Origin of the sequence: Actinoplanes sp. TBRC 11911 (assembly GCF_012933445.1) — a bacterium.
GTDB lineage: Bacteria > Actinomycetota > Actinomycetes > Mycobacteriales > Micromonosporaceae > Actinoplanes.
The window spans coordinates 270,442-291,737 of record NZ_JABBNC010000008.1; the positions used below are offsets into that span (position 1 = coordinate 270,442).

Annotated in this window: 17 protein-coding genes and 1 pseudogene; 5 read left to right on the forward strand and 13 right to left on the reverse strand. The window is 70.4% G+C overall.

Annotated features, from left to right (window positions below; all coding sequences use genetic code 11):
• Positions 1–11 precede the first annotated feature (11 nt).
• A complete protein-coding gene (locus HH310_RS14880; protein ID WP_169176097.1) occupies positions 12–203 on the forward strand; it encodes a hypothetical protein in 192 nt (63 codons plus the stop codon).
• 49 nt (positions 204–252) lie between these two features.
• Here HH310_RS14880 and HH310_RS14885 read toward each other — a convergent pair whose 3' ends face one another.
• Both HH310_RS14885 and HH310_RS14890 read right to left on the reverse strand, forming a co-directional pair.
• The gene (locus HH310_RS14885; protein ID WP_169176098.1) at positions 253–669 is read right to left on the reverse strand and encodes a hypothetical protein; all 417 of its coding nucleotides are present in this window, start codon (positions 667–669) and stop codon (positions 253–255) included.
• A gap of 67 nt (positions 670–736) precedes the next feature.
• The gene (locus HH310_RS14890) at positions 737–3,556 is read right to left on the reverse strand and encodes a BTAD domain-containing putative transcriptional regulator (RefSeq protein WP_169176099.1); all 2,820 of its coding nucleotides are present in this window, start codon (positions 3,554–3,556) and stop codon (positions 737–739) included.
• Positions 3,557–3,660: 104 nt separating this feature from the next.
• Here HH310_RS14890 and HH310_RS14895 point away from each other — a divergent pair, with 104 nt between their 5' ends.
• Positions 3,661–4,098, forward strand: coding sequence for a hypothetical protein (locus HH310_RS14895; RefSeq protein WP_169176100.1), 438 nt, complete (start codon positions 3,661–3,663; stop codon positions 4,096–4,098).
• Positions 4,099–4,118: 20 nt separating this feature from the next.
• On the opposite strand, the gene HH310_RS14900 is transcribed toward HH310_RS14895, so the two are convergent.
• Both HH310_RS14900 and HH310_RS14905 read right to left on the reverse strand, forming a co-directional pair.
• On the reverse strand, positions 4,119–5,909 hold the full coding sequence (locus tag HH310_RS14900; RefSeq protein WP_312034078.1) for a RiPP maturation radical SAM C-methyltransferase: 1,791 nt from the start codon (positions 5,907–5,909) through the stop codon (positions 4,119–4,121).
• 28 nt (positions 5,910–5,937) lie between these two features.
• A complete protein-coding gene (locus tag HH310_RS14905) occupies positions 5,938–6,201 on the reverse strand; it encodes a hypothetical protein (RefSeq protein ID WP_169176102.1) in 264 nt (87 codons plus the stop codon).
• Positions 6,202–6,476: 275 nt separating this feature from the next.
• On the opposite strand from HH310_RS14905, the gene HH310_RS45340 reads away from it, so the two are divergent.
• Together HH310_RS45340 and HH310_RS14915 are read left to right on the forward strand one after the other, a co-directional pair.
• On the forward strand, positions 6,477–9,644 hold the full coding sequence (locus HH310_RS45340; RefSeq protein WP_169176103.1) for a N,N-dimethylformamidase beta subunit family domain-containing protein: 3,168 nt from the start codon (positions 6,477–6,479) through the stop codon (positions 9,642–9,644).
• 13 nt (positions 9,645–9,657) lie between these two features.
• Complete coding sequence (locus HH310_RS14915) at positions 9,658–13,869, forward strand: DUF4082 domain-containing protein (RefSeq protein ID WP_211192138.1); 4,212 nt, start codon at positions 9,658–9,660, stop codon at positions 13,867–13,869.
• Here the strand turns inward: HH310_RS14915 and HH310_RS14920 are convergent.
• Entirely contained in the window at positions 13,866–14,447 is a 582-nt protein-coding gene (locus HH310_RS14920) for a hypothetical protein (RefSeq protein ID WP_169176104.1), read from the reverse strand. The two genes, HH310_RS14915 and HH310_RS14920, sit on opposite strands and share 4 nt — an antisense overlap.
• A 73-nt stretch (positions 14,448–14,520) precedes the next feature.
• Between HH310_RS14920 and HH310_RS14925 the strand changes: the two genes are divergently transcribed.
• Entirely contained in the window at positions 14,521–14,943 is a 423-nt protein-coding gene (locus HH310_RS14925) for a PPOX class F420-dependent oxidoreductase (RefSeq protein WP_169176105.1), read from the forward strand.
• Here the strand turns inward: HH310_RS14925 and HH310_RS14930 are convergent.
• From HH310_RS14930 to HH310_RS43165, 8 genes and pseudogenes are all read right to left on the reverse strand, one after another.
• Complete coding sequence (locus tag HH310_RS14930) at positions 14,934–15,647, reverse strand: DinB family protein (protein ID WP_169176106.1); 714 nt, start codon at positions 15,645–15,647, stop codon at positions 14,934–14,936. The two genes, HH310_RS14925 and HH310_RS14930, sit on opposite strands and share 10 nt — an antisense overlap.
• 35 nt (positions 15,648–15,682) lie before the next feature.
• The gene (locus HH310_RS14935) at positions 15,683–16,642 is read right to left on the reverse strand and encodes a threonine/serine dehydratase (RefSeq protein ID WP_169176107.1); all 960 of its coding nucleotides are present in this window, start codon (positions 16,640–16,642) and stop codon (positions 15,683–15,685) included.
• 330 nt (positions 16,643–16,972) lie between these two features.
• Complete coding sequence (locus HH310_RS14940) at positions 16,973–18,457, reverse strand: molybdopterin-dependent oxidoreductase (RefSeq protein ID WP_169176108.1); 1,485 nt, start codon at positions 18,455–18,457, stop codon at positions 16,973–16,975.
• Positions 18,457–19,077: a fasciclin domain-containing protein gene (locus tag HH310_RS14945; RefSeq protein ID WP_169176109.1), complete on the reverse strand. Its 621-nt coding sequence runs from the start codon at positions 19,075–19,077 to the stop codon at positions 18,457–18,459. The genes HH310_RS14940 and HH310_RS14945 overlap by 1 nt, the downstream gene beginning before the upstream one ends.
• A 70-nt stretch (positions 19,078–19,147) precedes the next feature.
• Positions 19,148–19,882 carry an anti-sigma factor domain-containing protein gene (locus HH310_RS14950; RefSeq protein WP_169176110.1) on the reverse strand — a complete coding sequence of 245 codons (735 nt, stop codon included), beginning with the start codon at positions 19,880–19,882 and terminating at the stop codon, positions 19,148–19,150.
• Positions 19,879–20,487, reverse strand: coding sequence for an ECF RNA polymerase sigma factor SigK (gene sigK / locus HH310_RS14955; protein WP_169176111.1), 609 nt, complete (start codon positions 20,485–20,487; stop codon positions 19,879–19,881). The genes HH310_RS14950 and sigK overlap by 4 nt, the downstream gene beginning before the upstream one ends.
• 222 nt (positions 20,488–20,709) lie before the next feature.
• Positions 20,710–20,907 (reverse strand): annotated as a pseudogene (locus HH310_RS14960) (NAD-dependent epimerase/dehydratase family protein); the annotation flags it as partial.
• Between the two features lie 187 nt (positions 20,908–21,094).
• On the reverse strand, positions 21,095–21,296 hold a 202-nt coding region (locus HH310_RS43165), incomplete at its 5' end, for a hypothetical protein (RefSeq protein ID WP_211192139.1).

Consider the following 21,296-nt stretch of genomic DNA (forward strand, 5'->3'; position numbering starts at 1 on the left):
CGTTCGGGGGCATGTCTGGTAGGCACCGGCTGATCGGCACCGAAAGCCCGGGTGGGCTGCTGTTCGAGTGCGAGTCCTGCGGCCGCCGCCTGGTCGTCGACGGGGAGAGCGGCGAGATGGTGATCGTCGACCACGGCGACCGCGCCGCACTGCACCGGGGTGCGATGGGCGGGGTGAAGCTCCAGGTCGAGAAAGGCCTGTGACACGGCGACGGCGGCCGCCCTTCGGCGACCGCCATCGATGATCGTGCTGTCAGTTCACGTAGACGACCGGTCCGTCTTCGATCGCGGCCAGCGTGGTGAGCGTGCCGAAGCTGTTGCGGTGGGTCAGCAGGGTGACCACCTTGTAGACGCCGGAGTCGTTGGCCGACTCCTTCTTCAGCGTGCCCGCCGGCACGTTCAGCAGCTTGCTGTAGAGCTGCGACCCGTTGACCGCCTGCGTGCCGGTCGCGATCTCCTTCTCCTCGCCCGGCCCGATCGACTCGACGTAGGTCTTGACCGTGAACTCACCGGCCAGGAACAGGGCCGCCAGCGCGCCGACGTCCCAGTCCGCCTTGATCTGGAAATCCCCGTCGGCGTCCACGACGCTGACGGGGGCGCCGGACGGGTCGATGATCTGGGCGGTGAAGGTGCCCGCGAAGAGCGCGTTGGGGAACTGGATGTCTGCCATTTCTTCCTTCCCGCGACAGCCCTCGCTGTCGTCGGGAAGAGACTGCACCGCCACCCTTCCCACCTCCCTAGCCAGCGCTTAGCCGCGCCCGCCCGTGAAGTAAGTCGTCGAGCCGCCCCCGCACCCCGTCGGCGGACGGGTGACCGAGCTCGTCCAGCACATGCACGGCCCGCCGCCAGGCCGCCGCCGCACCGTCGGAATCCCCGGCGTCGGCTTGCGCGTCCCCGAGGGCCACCAGGGCGTTCCCCTCGTCGTACCGGTCACCGAACTCGGCGTACAACTCGATCGCCTCGCGGTAACAGGCGGCCGCACGATCGTACTGGCCGAGCTGATGGTGAATCCGGCCGAGACTGTCCAGGGTGTCGCCCTGATCGAAACGGTCCCCCGTCTCGCGCAGCAGCGCCAGACCCTGCGTGCAGTGATCCAGGGCCGCCTCGAGCCGGCCGAGCCGGGAATGGAACCAGCCGATCGCGTTGAGGGCGCGCGCCTGCCCGGTCCGGTTGCCGCCGCGGCGGAACAGCTCGAGCGCCGCGTACGCCTCGGGCAGCGCGTCGCCATACCGCCCCTGACTGTCGAGGAGCCACGTCATGGTCCGGTGCACGTGCCCCATGCCGGTGTGCTCGTCCAGCGTTTCGTACAGCTGCAACGCCCGCTGCAGGTGCTCGCGAGCCTCGTCGAGCCGATGCAGCCGGATGCAGGCGTAGGCGAGGCACCCCCGGCTGACCGCCTCGCCTCGCGGATCGCCCAGCCGCCGGGTCGCTTCCAGCGCCCGCTCCTGGATCGCTGCCGCGTCGTGCCAGTGCCCCTCCCGGTCCAGGAACTGCGTCAACGTCCAGGCGAGCTGCCAGGCATGGGTGTCGAAGCCGGCCCCGGCGGCGTGCCGGAGCAGCGCCAGCAACACCGGCTCCTCGGCGGCGAACCAGGCCAGCGCGGCCTGATGGTCGGCGGGCTGCTCGGCGCGGACCCCGGACGCGGCCGGTTCGAGCACGATCGGATCGTCGCGGAAGGGGTTCAGCATCCGGTCGGCGGCGTACGCCGAGTGCAGGTGGTGGTCGAGGTCGCGGCGCACCACCGCGCGCCGGTCACCGATCGGATGATATTGCTCGGCAAGCTCCGCGGCGTACGCCCGCAGCAGGTCATGCTGGGCGAACCGGCCCGGTGACCGCTCGGCGATGAGGTGCGCCCTCGCCAGTTCCCCCAGGTGGGCGCGCACCGACGCGACCGGCTCGGCGGCCAGACCGGCGGCGGCCAGCACCGAGATCTCCGGCCCGGCGTGCAGCCCGAGCAGCCGGAACAGCCGGGCGCCGGGCGAGGTCAGCCCGCGGTACGAGCAGGCGAACACGGCCCGCACGTCGGTGACCAGGTCGCCGCCGTCGAACGCGTCCAGCCGCCCGTGCGCGCGCCGCAGATCGGCGGCCACCGCGGCCAGCGGGAACTGGGGATGGGCGGCGGCCTGGGCGGTCACCACGGACAGGGCCAGCGGCAGCCGGGCGCAGCGCGCGATGATCTCGTCGGCGGCGGCCGGCTCGGCGTCGACGCGCTGCCGCCCGAGCCGGTGTACCAGAAAATTGTGGGCCTCGTCCACGGTCATCAGGCCGACCGGCACGGTCCGGGCCCCGTTGATCGCCACCAGGCTGAGCATCTGATCCCGGCTGGTCACCAGGGCCATGCTGCCGGGCGAGGCGGGCAGCAGCGGCCGGACCTGTTCGGCGTCGCGCGCGTTGTCCAGCACCACCAGCACCCGTTTGCCGGCCACGATGCTGCGGAACAGGGCCGCCTGGCTGTCGGTGTCCGGGCCCACCCGCTCCGGCGGCACGGCGAACGCCTGGAGGAAGCCGCGCACCACCCGGCCCGGGTCGAGCGCCGGCCCGTTCGGGTCGAAGCCGCGCAGGTTCGCGTAGAGCTGGCCGTCCGGGAAATGGTCGCGTACGCGGTGTGCCCAGTGCACGGCCAGCGTGGTCTTGCCGACGCCCGCGGTGCCGGAGATCGCGGCCACCACGGCCCCGGCCGGCTCGTCCGGGAGCAGCACGTCCAGCCAGGCCAGTTCGGCCTCGCGGCCGACGAAGTTCGCCGGGGCGTGCGGCAGTTGCGCCGGGACGGAAACGCGTGCCGGCGGCTCGGCCGGCGCCGGGTCGCCCTCGAGGATCCGCCGGTGCAGCCGCTGCAGCCCAGCGGCCGGTTCGACACCGAGGTCGTCGTGCAGCAGGCGCCGCACCCGCTGGTACGCGGCGAGGGCGTCGGCCCGCCGGCCGGTCCGGTGCAGGGCCAGCATGAGCAGCTCGTGCAACCGTTCCCGCAGCGGATGCTCGGCGATCAGCCGATGCAGTTCGTCGATCAGGGACGGGTCGGCGGCGATGCCCAGATCGAGATCGATGCGGTCCTGCAGAGCGGTGAGCCGGCGGTCGGCCATCCGGTCGCGCTCGGCGTCCAGCAGCGGGCTGGACAACCCGTCGCAGAGCGGACCGCGCCACAAGCCCAGTGCCGCCCGCAACGCGTCCGCGGCGGCCTTGTGGTCGCCGGCCTCGCGCGCGGTCCGGGCCGCCCGCAGCCCGGCCTCGAAGTCGTCGAGATCGAGGCTGTCACCGGCGAGCGCGAGGCGGTAGCCGGCCGTGGTCCAGGCCAGCCGGCTGTCCTGGGCACGGGCCGCGCGATGCGGTTCGAGCGTGCGGCGCAGCGCGGACACGTGCCGCTGCACCAGGTTGACCGCCGACCCGGGCGCCGCGTCACCCCAGACGGCATCGATCATCGAGGCCAGACCGTACGGGCGGTCCCCCCGCACGAGCAGCACGCCGAGCACCACCTGCTGCTGCAGGGGGCCGAGGCGTACCGGCTGCTGGTCGCGCCAGACCATGAGCGGGCCCAGCACGCCGTACCGCAAGCCGGTCATTTCTCTGTCGTCTTTCCGCGAGTGCAGCGGGCACTGCACCGGGCGGTGCAACCACCCCCGACACGATCAAGACAGGTCACCCACCACCACGAAGAGGAGAGATCATGTCTCATACCGTGCAACGCCGCGTCGACCGGGAAATCACGGCATCCGACGGCGACGGCTGGTACGCCTCGGCAGCATCCGGACCGCCGGCCCTCAGCGGCGGGATCAACGCGTCGGCGCTCGCCTTCGTCCAGTCCGTCGAGGGTTCGGACGGCGTCTTCGTCCGCAGCCTGGTGGTACAGACCAACGCCGACATCCACAATCCGCGCATCTTGACCGGAGTGCGGCTCGGCATCTCGGTGGACGTGATCGACGGCCAGGGGATCACGCTGGTCACCTACACGCACGTCGGTTTCGCGGGCGGGTGGTTCGACCCGCGGGGAAACGATCGGGCGTACTCGTGGATCGACAACACGCTGATGCCGGACGCGCGCCTGAACCGCATCGACCATCTGCGCATCCGGTTCGCCAGCATCGCGTGCGCGCGACTGCGGTAGGCGGGGCACGGCGATCGCCCCTACCGTCCGCCGACGGCCGGCAACGCCAGCGCCAGACCCGCCCCGCCGTCGACGAACATCAGCCCCAGCCGCTGGAACGCCTCGAACATCCGTCGCACGGTCTCGGCCGGGAGATCGAGCCGCTCGCGCAGGACGGCGGGCTTCACCGCGCGGTCGCTGCACGCCGCATAGACGTCCGCGGCCGGTCCCTCGAAGGTGAAGGTCCCCTCGCGTCCGGGCCGTCGTCCGTCGTAGACGCGCAGATAGCCCGGCGCCGACCAGAAGACTAGCACCGGCCGGCGATCCCCCTGCCAGGCCTCCTGCCAGCCTTTCACGGCAAGACCCAGTTCCCGGTACGCCTCGGCAAGGTCAGCGTCCGGCGGGTCGTACTCGAAGAAGTAGGCCGCCTTCGCCAGGTCGACGCGATCCGGGTAGACGTAGCCGTTGCTGGCCTCGGGCCGGAACGTCCCGGGGACCGCGTCGTCGAACAGCGGGCTGAACCGTTCCAGCCAGATCGGCCCCGCGGCGTCCGGCGGTTGCAGGTGCGCCAGGTGCGGCATGATCGCGGCCTGCTCCGCGTAGTCCCCCGGTGTCTCGCCCGGAAATCCCCACAACACGTTCCAGGACGCGCCGATGCCGTGGTAGCGGGCCCATCGCAGCAGGTTGATGTTCTGCGCGGCGGTCGTGCCCTTGCGCATCAGCGCGAGCACCCGCGAGCTCAGCGACTCCAGTCCGGGCTGGATCCGGCTCACCCCGGCGCGCGCCAGCAGTCCCACCTGGTCGCGGCTGAGGTTGGCCTTCACCTCGTAGAACATCTCGTAGCCGCGGCCCTGCGCGACGATCCGGGGGAACAGCGTGCGCAGGTAGCCGACGTCGAGGATGTTGTCGACCGCGGCGAACCGGAAGCTGCCCCAGCGCCGGGTCTGCACGGCGAGCTCGTCCAGCACCCGGTCCGGCGACTTGCTGCGGAAAGCCATGGTCGTCCCGTTCAGCCCGCAGAACGTGCAGTGATGCCGCGCGCCCCACCAGCAGCCGCGGGCGGTCTCGACGGGGATCCACACCCGCGCACGACCAGTCTTGTCCGCGAGGCCGAGCCGTTCGGAGCGCTCGAAGAACTCGCCGTAGTCCGGGACGGGTAACGCGTCGAGATCGTGCAGCGGCGGCGCGGGCGGTGCGGGCTTGCCCGAGCGGCTGATCACCCCCGGGATCGCGGCCGGATCGTCGCCGGTGGCGAGCGCCCGCAACAGCCGGGGGAAGGCCTCGTCGGCCTCGCCGCTGACGGCCAGGTCGACGCACTCGACGGTCCGGACCAGCTCGGGACCCATGACACCCTCGAAGGCCGCGCCGCCGAAGACCGTGACGAGATCGGGGTGGCGTTGCTTGAGGCGGCGGGCCAGCGCGAACGACGCGGTGCTCTGCTGGAAGACGCAGCTGAAGCCGGCCACGCCGACCTCGTCCCACGGATACGAGACGACCAATTCCTCCAGGTACGCCGGTACGACGTCGCGACGCAGCGCCGGCAGCCGTTCCCGCAGCGGCCCCAGGTAGGCCAGCTCGTCGCCGAACGCTTCGAGCAGGCCGGAACCCGGGTCGGGCGCATCGTCACCGAACGCGGCGGCGGAGAACAGCCACTCCCCGACGAGACGGCCGCGATGGTCAGCCAGCAGGGCGTACTGCGCGGGGCCGATGCGCGCGGCGAGGTCGAGGTTGGCGTGCAGGGTGCCGGCCGGGAAGCCGTGCTCGCGGGCGATGGCGGCGAGCAGGCCGGCCTGGATGGACGGCCGGTCGGCTGCCAGGAACGGCATCGACACGACCACCACTTTGGGGCGCGCGGACGCGTCAGCGCGGCTCGTAGGGTTCACCGTCGCCGGGGGGAACGTGCGGTTTCGGCTTCGGCGGTAACATCGGCCCCACGCGCCAGCTCGGCAGGTCATCCGGCGACCCGTACTCGGTAGACTCGGGCGACTCGTAGTTGAGCAATTTCCGGGCGCCGGACTGCCACGTCAACAGCAACAGCTCGCGGTCCTTCTTCGACAGGTTCTTGGCGGCCGCGTGTACGCCCACGGACATCTGGTTGAAGTGCGCCTCGGTACGGTCAGTCACGGGAACCTCCCCCCATCCCCTCCAAGCTGACGGCTGAGCAGGCCCGGGTCAACGGACTGACGGCAGACTGACACGCCGCCGTGCCCATTGACGGGGGCTTACCCGAGTTCGCCGGGTTCGGCGCATCGCGCGCATCGCCGAGGCGGCGCGCCTTCGGATCTGGACGTTGCCCGGTCGGCGACGATCGTCCGATGTAAAGGCCGGAACGGCCGAGCGCCCGCGTGCGATCGGCGTGAGTAAATGTCTCCCAGGACGGCTTTGGGGAGGCGGTTCCGGTGCGCCATTTCACGACTTTCCGGCAGCGCGCGCTGCTGATTCTCACGCTCGTCGCGGCCGGGTTGTTCGTGCCGCCGCCAGGCCCGGCAGCTGCGGACGCCTGTTCGCCGCCGACCAATCCGATCGCCTGCGAGAACACGAAGGCCGGCACGCCGAAGAGCACCTGGGACGTGTCCGGGGCGGGCAGTGCGGCGATTCAGGGCTTCGCCACCCAGATGAGTGTCAATGCGGGCGAGACGGTCAGCTTCAAAGTCGACTCCACCGCCACGTCGTACCGGCTCGACATCTACCGGATGGGCTACTACGGCGGGAACGGCGCACGGCTCATCACGACGGTCAACCCGGTCGGGCGGCAGAACCAGCCGGACTGCGTCGTCGCTCCCTCGACCGGCCTGGTGGACTGCGGCAACTGGGCGGTCTCGGCGTCCTGGGCGGTGCCCGCCACGGCGGTGTCCGGCATCTACTTCGCGCGGCTCGTGCGCACCGACGGGACGTCCGGGGCCAGCCACATCGTGTTCGTGGTGCGCGACGACTCCAGCCACTCGGACCTGCTGTTCCAGACCTCGGACACCACCTGGCAGGCGTACAACCAGTACGGCGGGAACAGCCTGTACGTGGGCTCGCCGGCCGGACGGGCGTACAAGGTGAGCTACAACCGGCCGGTCAGCACGCGCGGCACCGGCGCCGAGGACTCGGTGTTCAACGCCGAGTATCCGATGGTCCGGTTCCTCGAGGCCAATGGATACGACGTCAGCTACTCCTCCGGGGTGGACACCGACGCGCGGGGGGCGCTGCTGCGCAACCACAAGACGTTCCTGTCGGTCGGGCACGACGAATACTGGTCCGGCACCCAGCGGGCCAACGTGGAGGCGGCCCGCGACGCCGGCGTCAACCTGGCGTTCTTCAGCGGCAACGAGTCGTTCTGGAAGACCCGCTGGGAGGCCGCGGCGGACGGCTCCGGCACGCCGTACCGCACGCTCGTCGCGTACAAGGACACGCACGCCAACGCGCCGATCGACCCGACCGGTATCTGGACCGGCACCTGGCGGGATCCGCGGTTCAGCCCGCCACGCGACGGCAACCGCCCGGAGAACGCCATGACCGGCACGATCTTCAAGGTCAACGCGGGCACGGTGAACCTGAAGGTGCCGGCCGCCGACGGCAAGATGCGGCTGTGGCGCGGCACCACGGTGGCCACCCAGGCGGCCGGCGCGACCGCGACCCTGGGCACCGACGTCATCGGCTACGAGTGGGACCAGGACGCCGACAACGGCTCCCGCCCCCGCGGGCTCGTCAAGATGTCCACCACCAACGCGAGCGGCGTGCAGATCCTGACAGACTTCGGTTCCACGTACGCCTCCGGCAGCGCCACCCACAACCTGACGCTGTACCGGGCGCCCAGTGGCGCGCTGGTGTTCGGCGCCGGCACCGTGCAGTGGTCCTGGGGCCTGGACAGCAACCACGACCGGGGTTCCGGCGCGGCCAGCACCCCGATGAAGCAGGCCACCGTCAATCTGTTCGCGGACATGGGCGCGCAGCCGGCCACCCTGCAGTCCGGCCTGACCCTGGCGAGCGCGTCCACCGACACCGTCGCGCCCTCGGTGAGCATCACCAACCCGGCGAGTGGGGCCACCGTGCAGGCCGGGCAGGCGTACACCATCTCGGGCTCGGCCACCGACACCGGCGGCGGCGTGGTGGGCGGCGTCGAGGTGTCCACCGACAACGGCACCAGCTGGCATCCGGCGGCCGGGCGCGGCGCGTGGACGTACACGTGGACCCCCGGGAACGCGGGCGCCACCACGATCCGGGTGCGGGCGAGCGACGACAGCGCGAACGTCGGCGCGGACGCGAGCGTGCCGGTCACCGTCGGCGCGCGCACCTGCCCGTGCAGCATCTGGAGCTCGGGCGCCACCCCGTCCACCCCGGCCGACCCGGACGGCACGGCCACCGAGGTCGGCATCAAGTTCCGCGCCGACGTCGCCGGGCAGGTCACCGGGATCCGGTTCTACAAGGCGAGCACCAACACCGGCACCCACGTCGGGCATCTGTGGACGACCGGCGGCACCCAGCTCGCGAGCGTCACGTTCAGCGGTGAGTCGGCCTCCGGCTGGCAGCAGGCGAACCTGTCCAGCCCGGTGACGCTGACACCCGGGACGACGTACGTGGTCTCGTACTACGCGCCGAACGGCCACTACGCCGCCGACGCGGGCTTCTTCGCCGCGCAGGGGGTCGACAGCACGCCGCTGCACGCCTTGCGGGACGGGCTCGACGGCGTCAACGGCGTCTACAAGTTCGGCACCGGCTTCCCGACCGTCGCGTGGGAATCCGCCAACTATTGGGTCGACGTCGTGTTCGCCACCGGCGGCGGGGCGCCGGACACCACCGCGCCGACGGTGACCACGCGGACGCCCGCGTCCGGCGCCACCGGGGTCGCGGTGGGCACCACCGTCACCGCCGGATTCAGCGAGCCGGTGAGCGGCGTGGCGATGAGCCTGAAGACGGCCGCCGGGGCGACCGTCGCGGGCAGCGTCAGCGGCAGCACGTTCACGCCGGCCGCGGCGTTGACCGCGAACACCACGTACACGGTCACGGTCAGCGGGGCCTCGGACAGCGCCGGCAACACCATGACGCCGACGTCCTGGTCGTTCACCACGGCGGCCGCGGGAGGGGGCGGCTCGGGGTGCCCCTGCACGATCTGGCCGGCCACCGCGACGCCGGGCACGCCCGCCGACTCGGACACCGTCCCGATCGAGGTGGGCACGAAGTTCCGCACCGATGTCGCCGGCACGGTCAGCGGCGTGCGCTTCTACAAGGGCAACGGCAATTCCGGTACGCACGTGGGACACCTGTGGACGTCGACCGGCACGCTGCTCGGGTCCGTCACGTTCACCGGTGAGACGGCGACCGGCTGGCAGAGCGCGTCCTTCGCGACGCCGATCGCGGTCAGCGCGAACACCACCTACGTCGTCTCCTACTACGCCCCCAACGGGCGGTACGCGGGCGACTCCGGGTTCTTCGACGCGGCCGGAGCCGGGTCCGGGCCGGTGCGCGCGCTGCAGGACGGTACCGACGGCCCCAACGGCGTCTACCGCTACGCCGCCGGTGGCGGCTTCCCCTCCGATTCGTGGCAAGCGAGCAACTACTGGGTCGACGTCGTGTTCAGCTGAGGAGAGTGCACCCTTGTCCCTGTCGAGATCCCGCCGGTTCCCTCTGCTGATCCTGATGTGCCTGGCCCTGGTGGCCGCGATGCTGACGTCGCTGCCGACCGCGGCCTCGGCCGGCCCGCCGTGCCCGTGCTCCATCATGGACCCGGGCCAGGTGCCCCAGGAACCATCCGAGTCCGACACCATGCCGGTCGAGGTCGGGGTCAAATTCCGGGCCGACTCCGACGGTTTCGTGACCGCGGTGCGCTTCTACAAGGGCGCCGGCAACACCGGTACGCACGTGGGACGTCTGTGGACGGCGACGGGTGCGAACCTGGGCACCGTCACGTTCACCGGTGAGAGCGGGAGCGGCTGGCAGACCGCGACGTTCCCGGCGCCCATCGCGGTGAGCGCGAACACCACGTACGTGGCCTCGTATTACGCGCCGGACGGGCACTACTCGGTCGACTCGGGGAAGCTGGCGACGGCGGGCATCGACAACGCGCCGCTGCACGCGCTGCGCGACGGCCAGGACGGCGCGAACGGCCTCTACCGGTACGGCAGCGGCGGTGGCTTCCCGACGAACACGTTCGGCTCGTCGTACTACTGGGTGGACGTCCTCTACACGACCAACGCGGTGGACACCACGCCGCCGACCGTCATCGGCACCGCCCCCATGCCCGGGACCGTCAACATTCCCGTCACCACGACGGTCAGCGCGCAGTTCAACGAGCAGATCCAGAGCGGTACCGCCGTTCTCACCGTCCCCGGCGTGACCGGGACGACCGCCTACGACCCCGGCGCCCACACCGTTACCCTCACGCCGTCCAGCGCGCTCGCCGCGTCGACGACCTACACCGCCACGGTCAGCGGCGCCAAGGACGTCGCGGGCAACACCATGGCGCCCTTCACCTGGTCGTTCACCACGGCGGCGAGCGGCGGTGGCGGGTCGGGCTGCCCCTGCTCGATCTGGACCTCCACCAACGTTCCGGCGACCCCGGCGGCCAACGACAACTCGGCGGTCGAGGTCGGGGTGCGGTTCCGCAGCACCACAGCCGGGTTCGTCACCGGCATCAGGTTCTACAAAGGACCGGGGAACACCGGCACCCATACCGGATCCCTGTGGAGCAGCACGGGCGTACGGCTGGGAACGGTGACTTTCAGTGGTGAAAGTGCCGGCGGCTGGCAGACCGCGACGCTGCCCGGGCCGGTCGCCGTGGCGGCCGGAACGACATACGTGGCGTCGTACCACACCGACGCGGGCTTCTATTCGGTGACTGCCAACGGGCTGGCGTCGAACGTGACCCGCGGCCCGCTCACCGCGCTGGCCGGCGGCGGCGTCTACCGGTACGGGGCCAGCGGGTTCCCCAGCAGCACCTTCCAGAACAGCAACTACTGGGTCGACGTCGTGTTCGACACCAACGCGGCCGACACCACCGCCCCGGTGCTGGGCGGCCGCTCCCCCGGCGCCGGCGCGATCGGCGTGCCGGCGACCGGCCCGGTCACCGCGACCTTCACCGAACCGGTCGTCGCGTCCAGCATCGCGATGACGCTGACCGGCCCGTCCGGTGCGGTCGCCGGCACCACCGCGTACGACTCCGCGAGCATGACGGCCACGTTCACCCCGTCGGCCACGCTCGCCAACTCCACCGCGTACACGGCCTCGATCAGCGGCGCCCGCGACACCGCCGGGAACGTGATGACGCCGGTGACCTGGTCGTTCACCACTGCGGCTCCGCCCCCGCCGCCACCGGACCAAGGCCCCGGCGGGCCGGTGCTGGTCATCAAATCGTCCGGCGGCAGCGGCTTCACCCCGTTCCTCAGCGAGGTGCTGCGCACCGAGGGCCTCAACGAGTTCGCCACCGCCGACCTGTCCACCGTGACCGCGTCGACGCTCAGCCAGTACGACGTGGTGCTGCTCGGCGCGACCTCGCTGAGCGCTGCCCAGGTCACCATGTTCACCACCTGGGTCACCGGCGGCGGCAACCTGATCGCGTTCCGGCCGGACAAGCAACTGGCCGGGCTGCTCGGGCTGACCTCGACGACCGGCACCCTCGCCGAGGGCTACCTGAAGATCGACACGGCGTCCGCGCCGGGGGCCGGCATCACCGCCCAGACCATGCAGTACCACGGAACGGCCGACCGGTACACGCTCGCCGGGGCCCGCGCGGTCGCGACGCTCTATTCCAACGCCACCACGGCGACCACCAACCCGGCGGTCTCGCTGGTGAACGTCGGGGCGGCCGGTGGGCAGGCCGCCGCGTTCAGCTTCGACCTGCCGCAGTCGCTGGTCTACACCCGGCAGGGCAACCCGGCCTGGGAGAAGCAGGAACGCGACGGCAGCACGCCGATCCGCTCGGACGACCTGTATTTCGGGGCCGGCTCGACCGACTGGGTCAACCTGAGCAAGGTGGCCGTTCCGCAGGCCGACGAGCAGCAACGGTTGCTGGCCAACCTGATCGGCACGATGAACCTGGACCGCAAGCCGCTGCCCCGGTTCTGGTATTTCCCGCGGTCGCTCAAGGCGGTCGTCGTCGCGACCGGGGACGACCACGGCACGGGCGGGACCGCGGGCCGGTTCGACCAGTACGTGGCCAACAGCCCGGCCGGGTGCGTGGCCGACAACTGGGCCTGTGCCCGCTTCACCTCGTACGTTTACCCGAATACGCCACTGAGCAACACGCAAGCACAGGCGTACCAGAACCAAGGTTTTGAGGTTGGTCTGCATCTCAACACCGGCTGCTCCGACTTCACCGCGTCGTCGCTGACCGACGACCTCTCCGAGCAGCTGGGCACCTGGCGGGCGAAGTACCGCAACGTCTCCGGGCCGGTCACCAGCCGCACCCACTGCATCGTCTGGTCGGACTGGTCAAGCCAGGCCAGTGTCGAGGCCGCCAACGGGATCCGGCTCGACACGAACTACTACTACTGGCCCGGCTCGTGGGTCGGTGACCGGCCCGGCTTCATGACCGGCTCCGGCATGCCGATGCGCTTCTCCGGCAAGACCGGTGGTCTGCTCGACATATACCAGGCCGCGACCCAGATGACCGACGAGTCCGACCAGAGCTATCCGTTCACGGTGAATTCGTTGCTGGACGGGGCGCTCGGCCCGAACGGCTTCTACGGCGCGTTCACCGCCAACATGCACACCGACCAGGACACCACCTTCGACAGCGACCAGGTGCTGGAGTCGGCGCTGTCGCGGGGCGTGCCACTGGTGACGGGCCGGCAGATGCTCACCTGGCTGGACGGGCGCAACGCCTCGTCGTACAGCGGGATCGGCTGGTCCGGCAACACCCTGTCGTTCACCGTCAACGTGGGCTCCGGCGCGAACGGGCTCACCGGCATGGTGCCGACGGCCGGGCCCGGCGGGGTCACCCTCACGACGCTCACTCGCGCCGGTGCCGCGGTCCCCTTCACCCGGACCACCATCAAGGGCGTCGAGTACGCGTCGTTCACCGCGGCCCCGGGAACATACGCCGCCGGGTACGGGACCGCCGCTGCTTCGGTGGCACCGCAGCGGCGTGCCTCGAACCCCGCCCCCGACAGCCGTGCGCCGGCGGTGTCCGGGCTGTCGGTCGTGGCTCGCCCGGACGGCACCGCCACGGTCGGCTGGACCACCGGCGAGTCCGCGGCCGCGACACTGCTGATCGGCACCGAGCCGGCTGGTCTGGAATCGCGGGCGGGCGACCCTGGCGGGACGCGGCACGAGGTCGTGGTGCCGCGGTTGACGCCGCTGGAGACGTACTACTACCGGTTGCGCAGCCAGGACGCGGCGGGCAACGTGACGCTTTGGCCCGCGTTGGACAAGCCACCGGCGTCGTTCGTCGCTTCGGCGTACGGGGTCGCGGACTTCACCACCACGCAGCTGCGTACCAGCAAGCGCAGCGGCACGACGGTGACGGCCGCGGGCATCACGCTGGCGTCCGGGGCCCGCAGCGGAAGCCAGGTCTCGCGGGTGATGGACGCCCGGCAGATGGTCACCTGGGACCGGCTGAGCTACCAGTCTTCGGTGCCTGCGGGGGCGTCGGTGCAGGTGTTCGTCCGCACCGGAAGCACCTCGACGCCGAACGCCTCGTGGTCCTCGTGGAAGCTGCTCCGGCCGGGCGACCGGGTTTCCGCGAGCAGCCGGTACGCCCAGTACCGGGTTTCGCTGACCCGGTCCGCCTCGGGCGCTTCACCGTCGGTGCGGGGCGTCGGCATCACCTCCAGCGGCAAGCCCGTCACCGACCCGATCGAGACACGCTAGGTCAGCCGCCACATCGCCACCGGGGCGGTTCCGTAGAGGAGCTGCCCCGGTCCGGTCGCCCCGAACACGAGCGTGCGCTTCGCCGCTTTGTCGTCGAATCCGGTGGAGCAGGCGGGAATGGGGAGCACGTCCTCGCCGTCGCTGGTGAGCATCGAGAAGTCCGTGGGTGTCAGCTCGGCGCGACCCTGAAGCTGCTCCACCACGAGATCGACCGTCACGGCCGGGCCGTCCGCGCAGTCTCCCTTACCCACGTGTTCCGGCGTGACACGCACCAGGACCTTCCGGCCATGCAGCACGAGGCTCTGACCCAGCAACAGATCGAGGGCGCCCGGGCCGTCGGCGGTCAAGGTGTCGTCGGCGCGCGCGGTGCCGTCGGCGCCGAGCAGGAGTGACGCCGCCTGCCGCACCTCCGCGTCGCGCTCGGCCGGGGTTGGGTTCTCGTGCCTGACCGCCACGCGATACCCCACGCTGATCGCGGCGAAAAGCACCACACCGACCGCCACGATGAACCCGATCTGATGGTCGTTCAGGAAGTCCGGCTTCGGTCGTCGTTCCTGCGCGGCATCCCAGTCCTCCATGCTCTTACCCCCATGATCATTGAAGTGTGCCGCAGGATCGTAGGGGCAGTGCCTTGTTCTCTGCCATATAGTCATGGACGTGCTCCCCCAGGAACTGCGCGAGCTTATCGAGTCGGGCCCGCTCGCCCATTTGAGTACGGTCAGCCCCGACGGCAGTCCCCAGGTCACCGTCATCTGGGTCGGTCTGGACGGCGACCAGCTCGTCAGCGGCCACCTGAGCCGGAATCAGAAGCTGCGCAACATCGAGCGTGACCCGCGGGTCGTGCTCTCCCTCGAAGCGCCCCGCGACCCGTCGGTGTTTCTCAACGAGCACGCGGTGCTGCGCGCCCACGCCGCGATCGAGCCCAGCGACGAGGCGTGGGACCTGCTGAACCGCCTCACCAAGGTCTACATGCGCCCCGCCCAGGAGTTCCCGGCGCCGCGCACACCCGGGTACATCATCCGCTACACGGTCGAGCGCATCGGCGGCGTCGGCCCCTGGACCCGTCAGTCCTGACCCAGCTTGTCCAGGTCGCGTACGCAGAAGCCGTGGTGTTGCCATTCCTCGTTGAGCACGGTGCCGAGGCATTGCCGCACGCTCCGGCCCTTCGCGTACGGGGGCCATCGGTCGTCGTCCGGCACCGGCGCGGGCATCGCGAGCTGCTCGGGTGTGACCCCGGCCAGCCATGCCTCGATCTCCGACGCCTGCCGGTCGCGCACGCCCAGCACGTCGCCCAGAGCCGGCCGGGCATCCTTGTCCAGCCCCAGCCCCTCCTGATCCGGCACGAACGCGGTTGCCAGTCCGATCGCGGTGAACGGCTCCGTCAGCCCGAGCACGCAGCGCCGGAACCACGAATCGTGCACGAAGACCAGATGACGCAGGGTCTCGACCATCGACCACTCACCGTCGACACTGCGGAACTCGCTGCCCTCGGCCATTGATCCGACCCGCTCGGCGGTCGTCGCCCACGCTTTTCGCAGCTGCCGCCACTCCTCGCGCAGGTCGGCCGGTTCGTCGGAACGCATCAGCAGCCGCACCGGGTGCCGGCGGTCGAGCTCCGCCTCGACGTACGACATAACCTCCACGCCGTTGACCACCAGGTTGGTGACCAGGCCGTCGATCTCCACGTCCTGCATGACCACACCGACCAGCCGCGCCCAGCTCAGGTCGCACTCGCGGAACTCAGCGCCCGTGAGGTCTTCGTCGTCGAAGCGTCGCATGCGCACACACTATGCACGTTCTGCCGCCGGCCAGCCTAATTGACCCATTGACGGTACGCGTCCAGGTCGACGTTGCTGCCGCAGACGATCGTGACAACGTGGCGGCCGGCGAATCGGCCAGGGTCTTCCAGAATGGCGGCAATGCCTAGAGCGGCTGACGGTTCAACGACCAGTCCCGCGTGCTTCAGCAGCAGTCGCATCCCGTTGACGATCGAGTCCTCCCGCACGAGGACCGCGTCGTCGGCCACCTGAAGAAGGTCGTCCAGGACCGCGGGGATCGGGTACCTGCCGGCAACGCCGTCGGCGATGGTGTCCATGGAATCGGTGGTAACGATCCGGCGCTCGCGCCAGGACAGTGTCAAGGCAGGGGCACCGAGTGGCTGAACGCAGATCACCTCAACCCCCGGAGCCAGGGCCTTCAGCACATGGCCGACGCCGGTGGCCATCGCCCCGCCACCTAAGGCGATCAGGACGGCGTCGCCGTCGGACAACGCGCTGATCAACTCCAGTCCGATGGTCGCCGCACCCTCGCAAGTCTCAATGTCCAGGCTGTCCTCGACAAGCCGAGCACCACTCTTGTACGCGAGATCCGCCGCGCGTTTACGAGCGTCCTCAAAGTCGCCATCGACCAACTCCAGGCGCGCCCCTAAGGAACGGATCCGGTCGAGCTTGACCGCCGGTGCCAGGCGCCGCGCCACCACCGTCACGTCCAAGCCACGACGACGACCCGACCACCCCAGCGCCTGACCGAGGTTGCCGGCGCTGGCGCACACCACCGCCGTAGCGCCCTGTTCGGCCAGCTGGCTCGCGACCAGTTCGGCACCGCGGCCTTTGAAGCTTCGCACCGGATTCGCGGTCTCGAGCTTTATGCTCACCGTGCAACCGAGCCGGCTTCCGAGGGCGTCACACTGATATAACGGCGAGGCCAGAAAGACCGGGTCGATTACCTCTCGGGCGGCGTAAATTCGATCAAGAATGAGACGGGTCCGGAGCATAGCCAGTCAATCTACCCACCCGCCGTGTCGCCCGAGCTGTCTGCCGCAGACCGCTTGTCATCGAAGGTAAGCAGGGGCCGTAGGGTCGCGGGGTGAACGTTTACGACGCCGTCGACCGGCTGCCCTCGATCGATCGAGGTGTTGCGAGAAATACCAGGAGAGCGTGGGGCGTCGTCGTCGCCCTGGACGAATGCGACCACCTCTCCCGGCTGTCCGGGCTGAACGTGCCGGACCGCCGGCGCGTGACCCGCACGTCGCCAGACCTGAGAGTTCCGCAAAGGCGTCTACCGGCCTGGGAGCCGCCTGAATCGCCGGCTTTTCCGCGTCGTGTCAGCCGACGGTGACGGAGATGGTTTGCCAGCCGGTGGCGCCGCTCGGGAACGGGGCGGCCCGGGTCTTGGTCTGTGTGCTTCCGGTGCGGTCGGTGCCTCGTACGGTCAGGGAATGAGGTCCGGGGGTGGCCTGCCAGGTGTAGCGCCACTGGGTCCAGGTGTCGATCGACGGCGTCGGGAGCAGCTCGGCCGGGCTGAACGGGCCGTTGTCGACGCTGATCTCCACTGAACGGATGCCGCGGCGTTGTGCCCAGGCGACTCCGGCGACGGTGACGCGGCCTGGGGCGAGGTGTGCGAACGGTTGCGGCCGGTCGATGCGGGATGCGGTTTTGACCGGGCCGTCGGCGGCCCAGCCCCGCTTGACCCAGTAGGCGTCGAAGCGGTCGAAGGTCGTCAGTTCCAGTTCGGTCAGCCATTTGCAGGCGCCTGCATAGCCGTAAAGACCGGGGGTGAGCATCCGCACCGGAAAGCCGTGTTCGAGCGGGAGAGGCTGCCCGTTCATGCCGAGCACGAGCATCGTGTCACGTCCATCCAGCGCGGTGGACAGCGGCGTTCCGATGGTCATCCCGTCGGCGGAGCGGGCCACGAGCTGGTCGGCGCCGAGGTTGATTCCGGCCTCGCGAAGTAGCGGGGCGAGCGGCACGCCGAGCCAGCGTGCGGTGCCGATGTAGGGGCCGCCGACCTCGTTGGAGACGCAGTTGAGGGTGATGTCGCGTTCGAGCAGCGGCCGGTGGAGCAGGTCGGCGAACGACAGGCGCAGGCTGTGCGAGACCATGCCGTGGATGCTCAGGGACCAGGTGTCCGGGTCCAGGCGTGGCACGCTCAGGGCGGTGTCGACGCGGTAGAAGTCCGCGTTCGGCGTGGTGAAGCCGGGTCCGACGCCGGCCGGTAACGGCTTGGCCGGGTCGGCGGCTGGCGGGAGCCGGACGGCCTCGCGGGACCGCCTGGCGGCGTCGCCGCGGATGCGTTCGACCCCGAGCGCGCCGGCTTCGGCGAGCACCGCACCACCGGCGACAAGCACCGCAGCCCGCAGAAACCGGCGACGGTCCACCGCGACGCCCGAACGGGTGCCGCTCAGCCACCACAGCGTCACCCCGGCAACCGCGGCCGCAACCAGCGCTGGTATCACGTCGGCCACACCGGCTGCGGGGCGCGACAGGGCGGCACCGGCACCGGCGAGGCCGAGCAGGCCCGCACCGGCCGGTACCGCCCATCGGTAGCGGCGGGCGGCGACGCCGATCGCGCCGGCGAACACCGTCAGCACGACGCCGATACCGGCGAGCAGAACGGGTTTGTCGTGGGTGCCCAGTTCCCGGACCGCGAGTTCCTTGATCGGGGTCGGCGTCGCGTCGATGAGCGCCCCGCCGACGGCGATCAGTGGTCCAGTGCTGGGCCGGGTCGCGGCCGCGAGGAGCTCCGCGGCCGCGACTCCGAAGGCGGCGGCAAGAATCCCGGCCGCCGCGCCGGGCAGAAGCCGGCCCATCAGTTCTGCGGCATCAGAACGCTGTCGATGATGTAGACGTTCGCGTTGGCCGTCTGCACGTTGCCGCACACCACCGAAGCCGACCCGTTGACCGTGAAGTTCTCGCCGCTGCCGGTCACGGTGAGCTGGTCACCCTGCAGTGTCTTGTGGGTGCCGGCCAGGTCCGCCGGGGTGAGCTTTCCGGGTACGACGTGATAGGTGAGGATGCTGGTCAGTGTCTTCTTGTCGGCCAGCACCTTCTTGAGGTCGGCAGCCGGGATCTTGCCGAACGCGTCGTTGGTGGGCGCGAAGACGGTGATGCCCTGCGCCGAGTTCAGCGAGTCGACCAGGCCGGCCTGCTTGACGGCGGTGACCAGCGTGGACAGCAGCGGGTTACCGGAGGCGGCGGTGGCAACCGGGACCTGGGCCATGGCCTGGAAGCTGCCCTTGTCCGACGGGTCGGCCGGCACCGCGGCACAGCCGGAACCGAAGTTGACCATCGAGCCGGTCGCCATGCTCGGCGAGGCCGTCGCCGGAGCCGCGCCCGAACCGGTGTCCGACGTGGAGTCGTTGCCGCAGGCCGCCAGCGCGATCGAGAAGACCGCGGCGGCGGCCAAGGCGGTGAGCTTGGTTGCACGCATGATGTGTTCCTCCAATGTCAGGACTTACATCCTTAATTCGGAGCGAACCCTCTCGCGGATTGGTCCAGATTTACGCGAGTTTGACGTCAGCGGCCATCGGCAACGTCGGCGCCGCTGAACCGCCGCGTGGCTCCACCGTCACCCCGACATCGGAGACCCCGGTCAAACCCTCGATGACCCGTACGGCGGTGGTCTGCCCAACAGCCAGCGCACCCTCGGACACCGCGGCCCGCGCACGAACCGTCCACAGCTGGTAGACCCGCTCATCGTCCGGGGCCGTGTCCGCGGTCATCAGAATGACCCCGGCGTCGTGGAGCCGGGAGACCGCCACCGTGACCCGGCCACCTCCGGCCAGAGCCTGCTGATGGGTCACCAGATCGGGCGCGGTGAGGATCGCACGGACGCGGGCCTCGCCGGATCGGGCCGACTCGGCGGCGGCCTGCGCGTCGCGTACACGCTGGTCCTGCACCACCCAGGTGACCGTGGCCGCGCCGGCCGCCGCAACCGCGACGCAGGCCGCGGCTGTCAAGAGCCGCCAGCGAGCCACCGGCCGGCGCGGCGCGACCGGCACCGCGGGAGCGACCTGCCGGGTCGTGGCGATCGCGGCGAGCACGTTGGCCCGCAGACTTGGCGGTGGCGCCGACCATGCGCCGTCGGCCAGCCGCGCCGCAGCCTCGCGCAACTCGTCCGCCTCGGCACGGCACTCGCCACATTCGCGCAGATGGCGGTCGAACCGGGCGCGCTCGACGTCATCCACGGCGTCCAGCACGTACGCCCCGAGCAGCGCATGGATCTCCGTGCTCACGACCGCACCCCCGCTCCCAGGCAGTCCCGCAACCGGATCAGGCCGTCGCGCATCCGGGTCTTGATCGTGGCAAGCGGCGCGTTCAGCAACTCCGCCACCTGCGGATAGGTGTGGCCCTGGTAATAGGCCAGGACCACCGCCTGACGCTGCAACTCGGTCAGATCATCCAGGCAGCGGCGCACCTGACGCCGCTCCAACCGACCAGACACCTCATCGTCGACCACGTCGTACGGGGTGTCGGCGACCAGCGTGCCGATCCGGGACGCCCGATCGGTCGCGGCCTGTTCAGCGCGAACCCGGTCGACGACCCGGCGATGGGCGATGGTGAAAATCCACGCCGTCGCCGAGCCACGGGCCGGATCAAAGCGGGAGGCCATCCGCCACACATCGACCAACGCCTCCTGCGCGACCTCCTCGGCCTGCGAAGGATCCCGCAGGACCCGCCGGATCAGACCGTAAACGCGAGGCGCGACCAGATCATACAGACGTTCGAACGCCCGTTCGTCGCCACCCGCCACCGCCCGCAGCAAATCAGCCGGATCCGCAGGGGCCTCGGGCACCATCGACACGTGATCCGGCCGCCGGCCGATCCCCCGTTCCGCCATGAGCTGCCTGCCCTTTCGCCGGTGCCCTTACTCAGGTGATTCGGAGCCGAACCCACGCCGGATTGGTCAGGCGGACGAAAAGATCCGCGCATAAGGGGCTCAGCTCCCAGGCCGACCCCGTCGTGCCACCCTTTACGCCGGATTTGTCCCAGCTTGGCACCTTGCGACCATGGCCGGGCGGCGCTCATGCCGTGGCGGCCAGTTCGTCCTCGAGGCTCACCCGGTCAGCTCACGGTTCGACAGCTCGGGGCCGCCGCCGATGTTGTAGACCTCGCCCGGCCGGCCCTTCTCCAGCGCCAGCCGGATGCCCCGGCAGTGGCCGGAGACGTGCAGCCAGTCGCGCACGTTCCCGCCGTCGCCGTACAGCGGCACCGGCCCGCCGTCCAGCAGGTTCGTCACGAACAGCGGGATGACCTTCTCCTTGCTGCTCGCACAGTGACGGCGAACAGGTTGAACGCCAGCAGAATGCGTCGTCTGGGCGGGTCGGCTCTGCGGATGGCAGCCCAGGCTGTTTCGCAGCGTTGGCGGCCGGGATCGCAGCGCGGGGCGGGCATTGCTGCGCTTCGCCGGGCGGGTCGTGTCACACGGTCCGACCCGACAGGAAGCGTCATGGAAGCCATGTCGGCACCCACCGCCGCGCTGCAATGCCATCATGTGGGATCAGCGTCCGCTGTGTGGGATTGGCGACCACATAGTGGCAGCGGGTCCACAATGCGAGAATCTTATCCACAGTGGAGTGAATTTTCTCTGCTTTCGTCCCCGTTTGGCCGGCCGCGTTCTTCGACGTTTCGTAGACCTTGGAGAGTTGG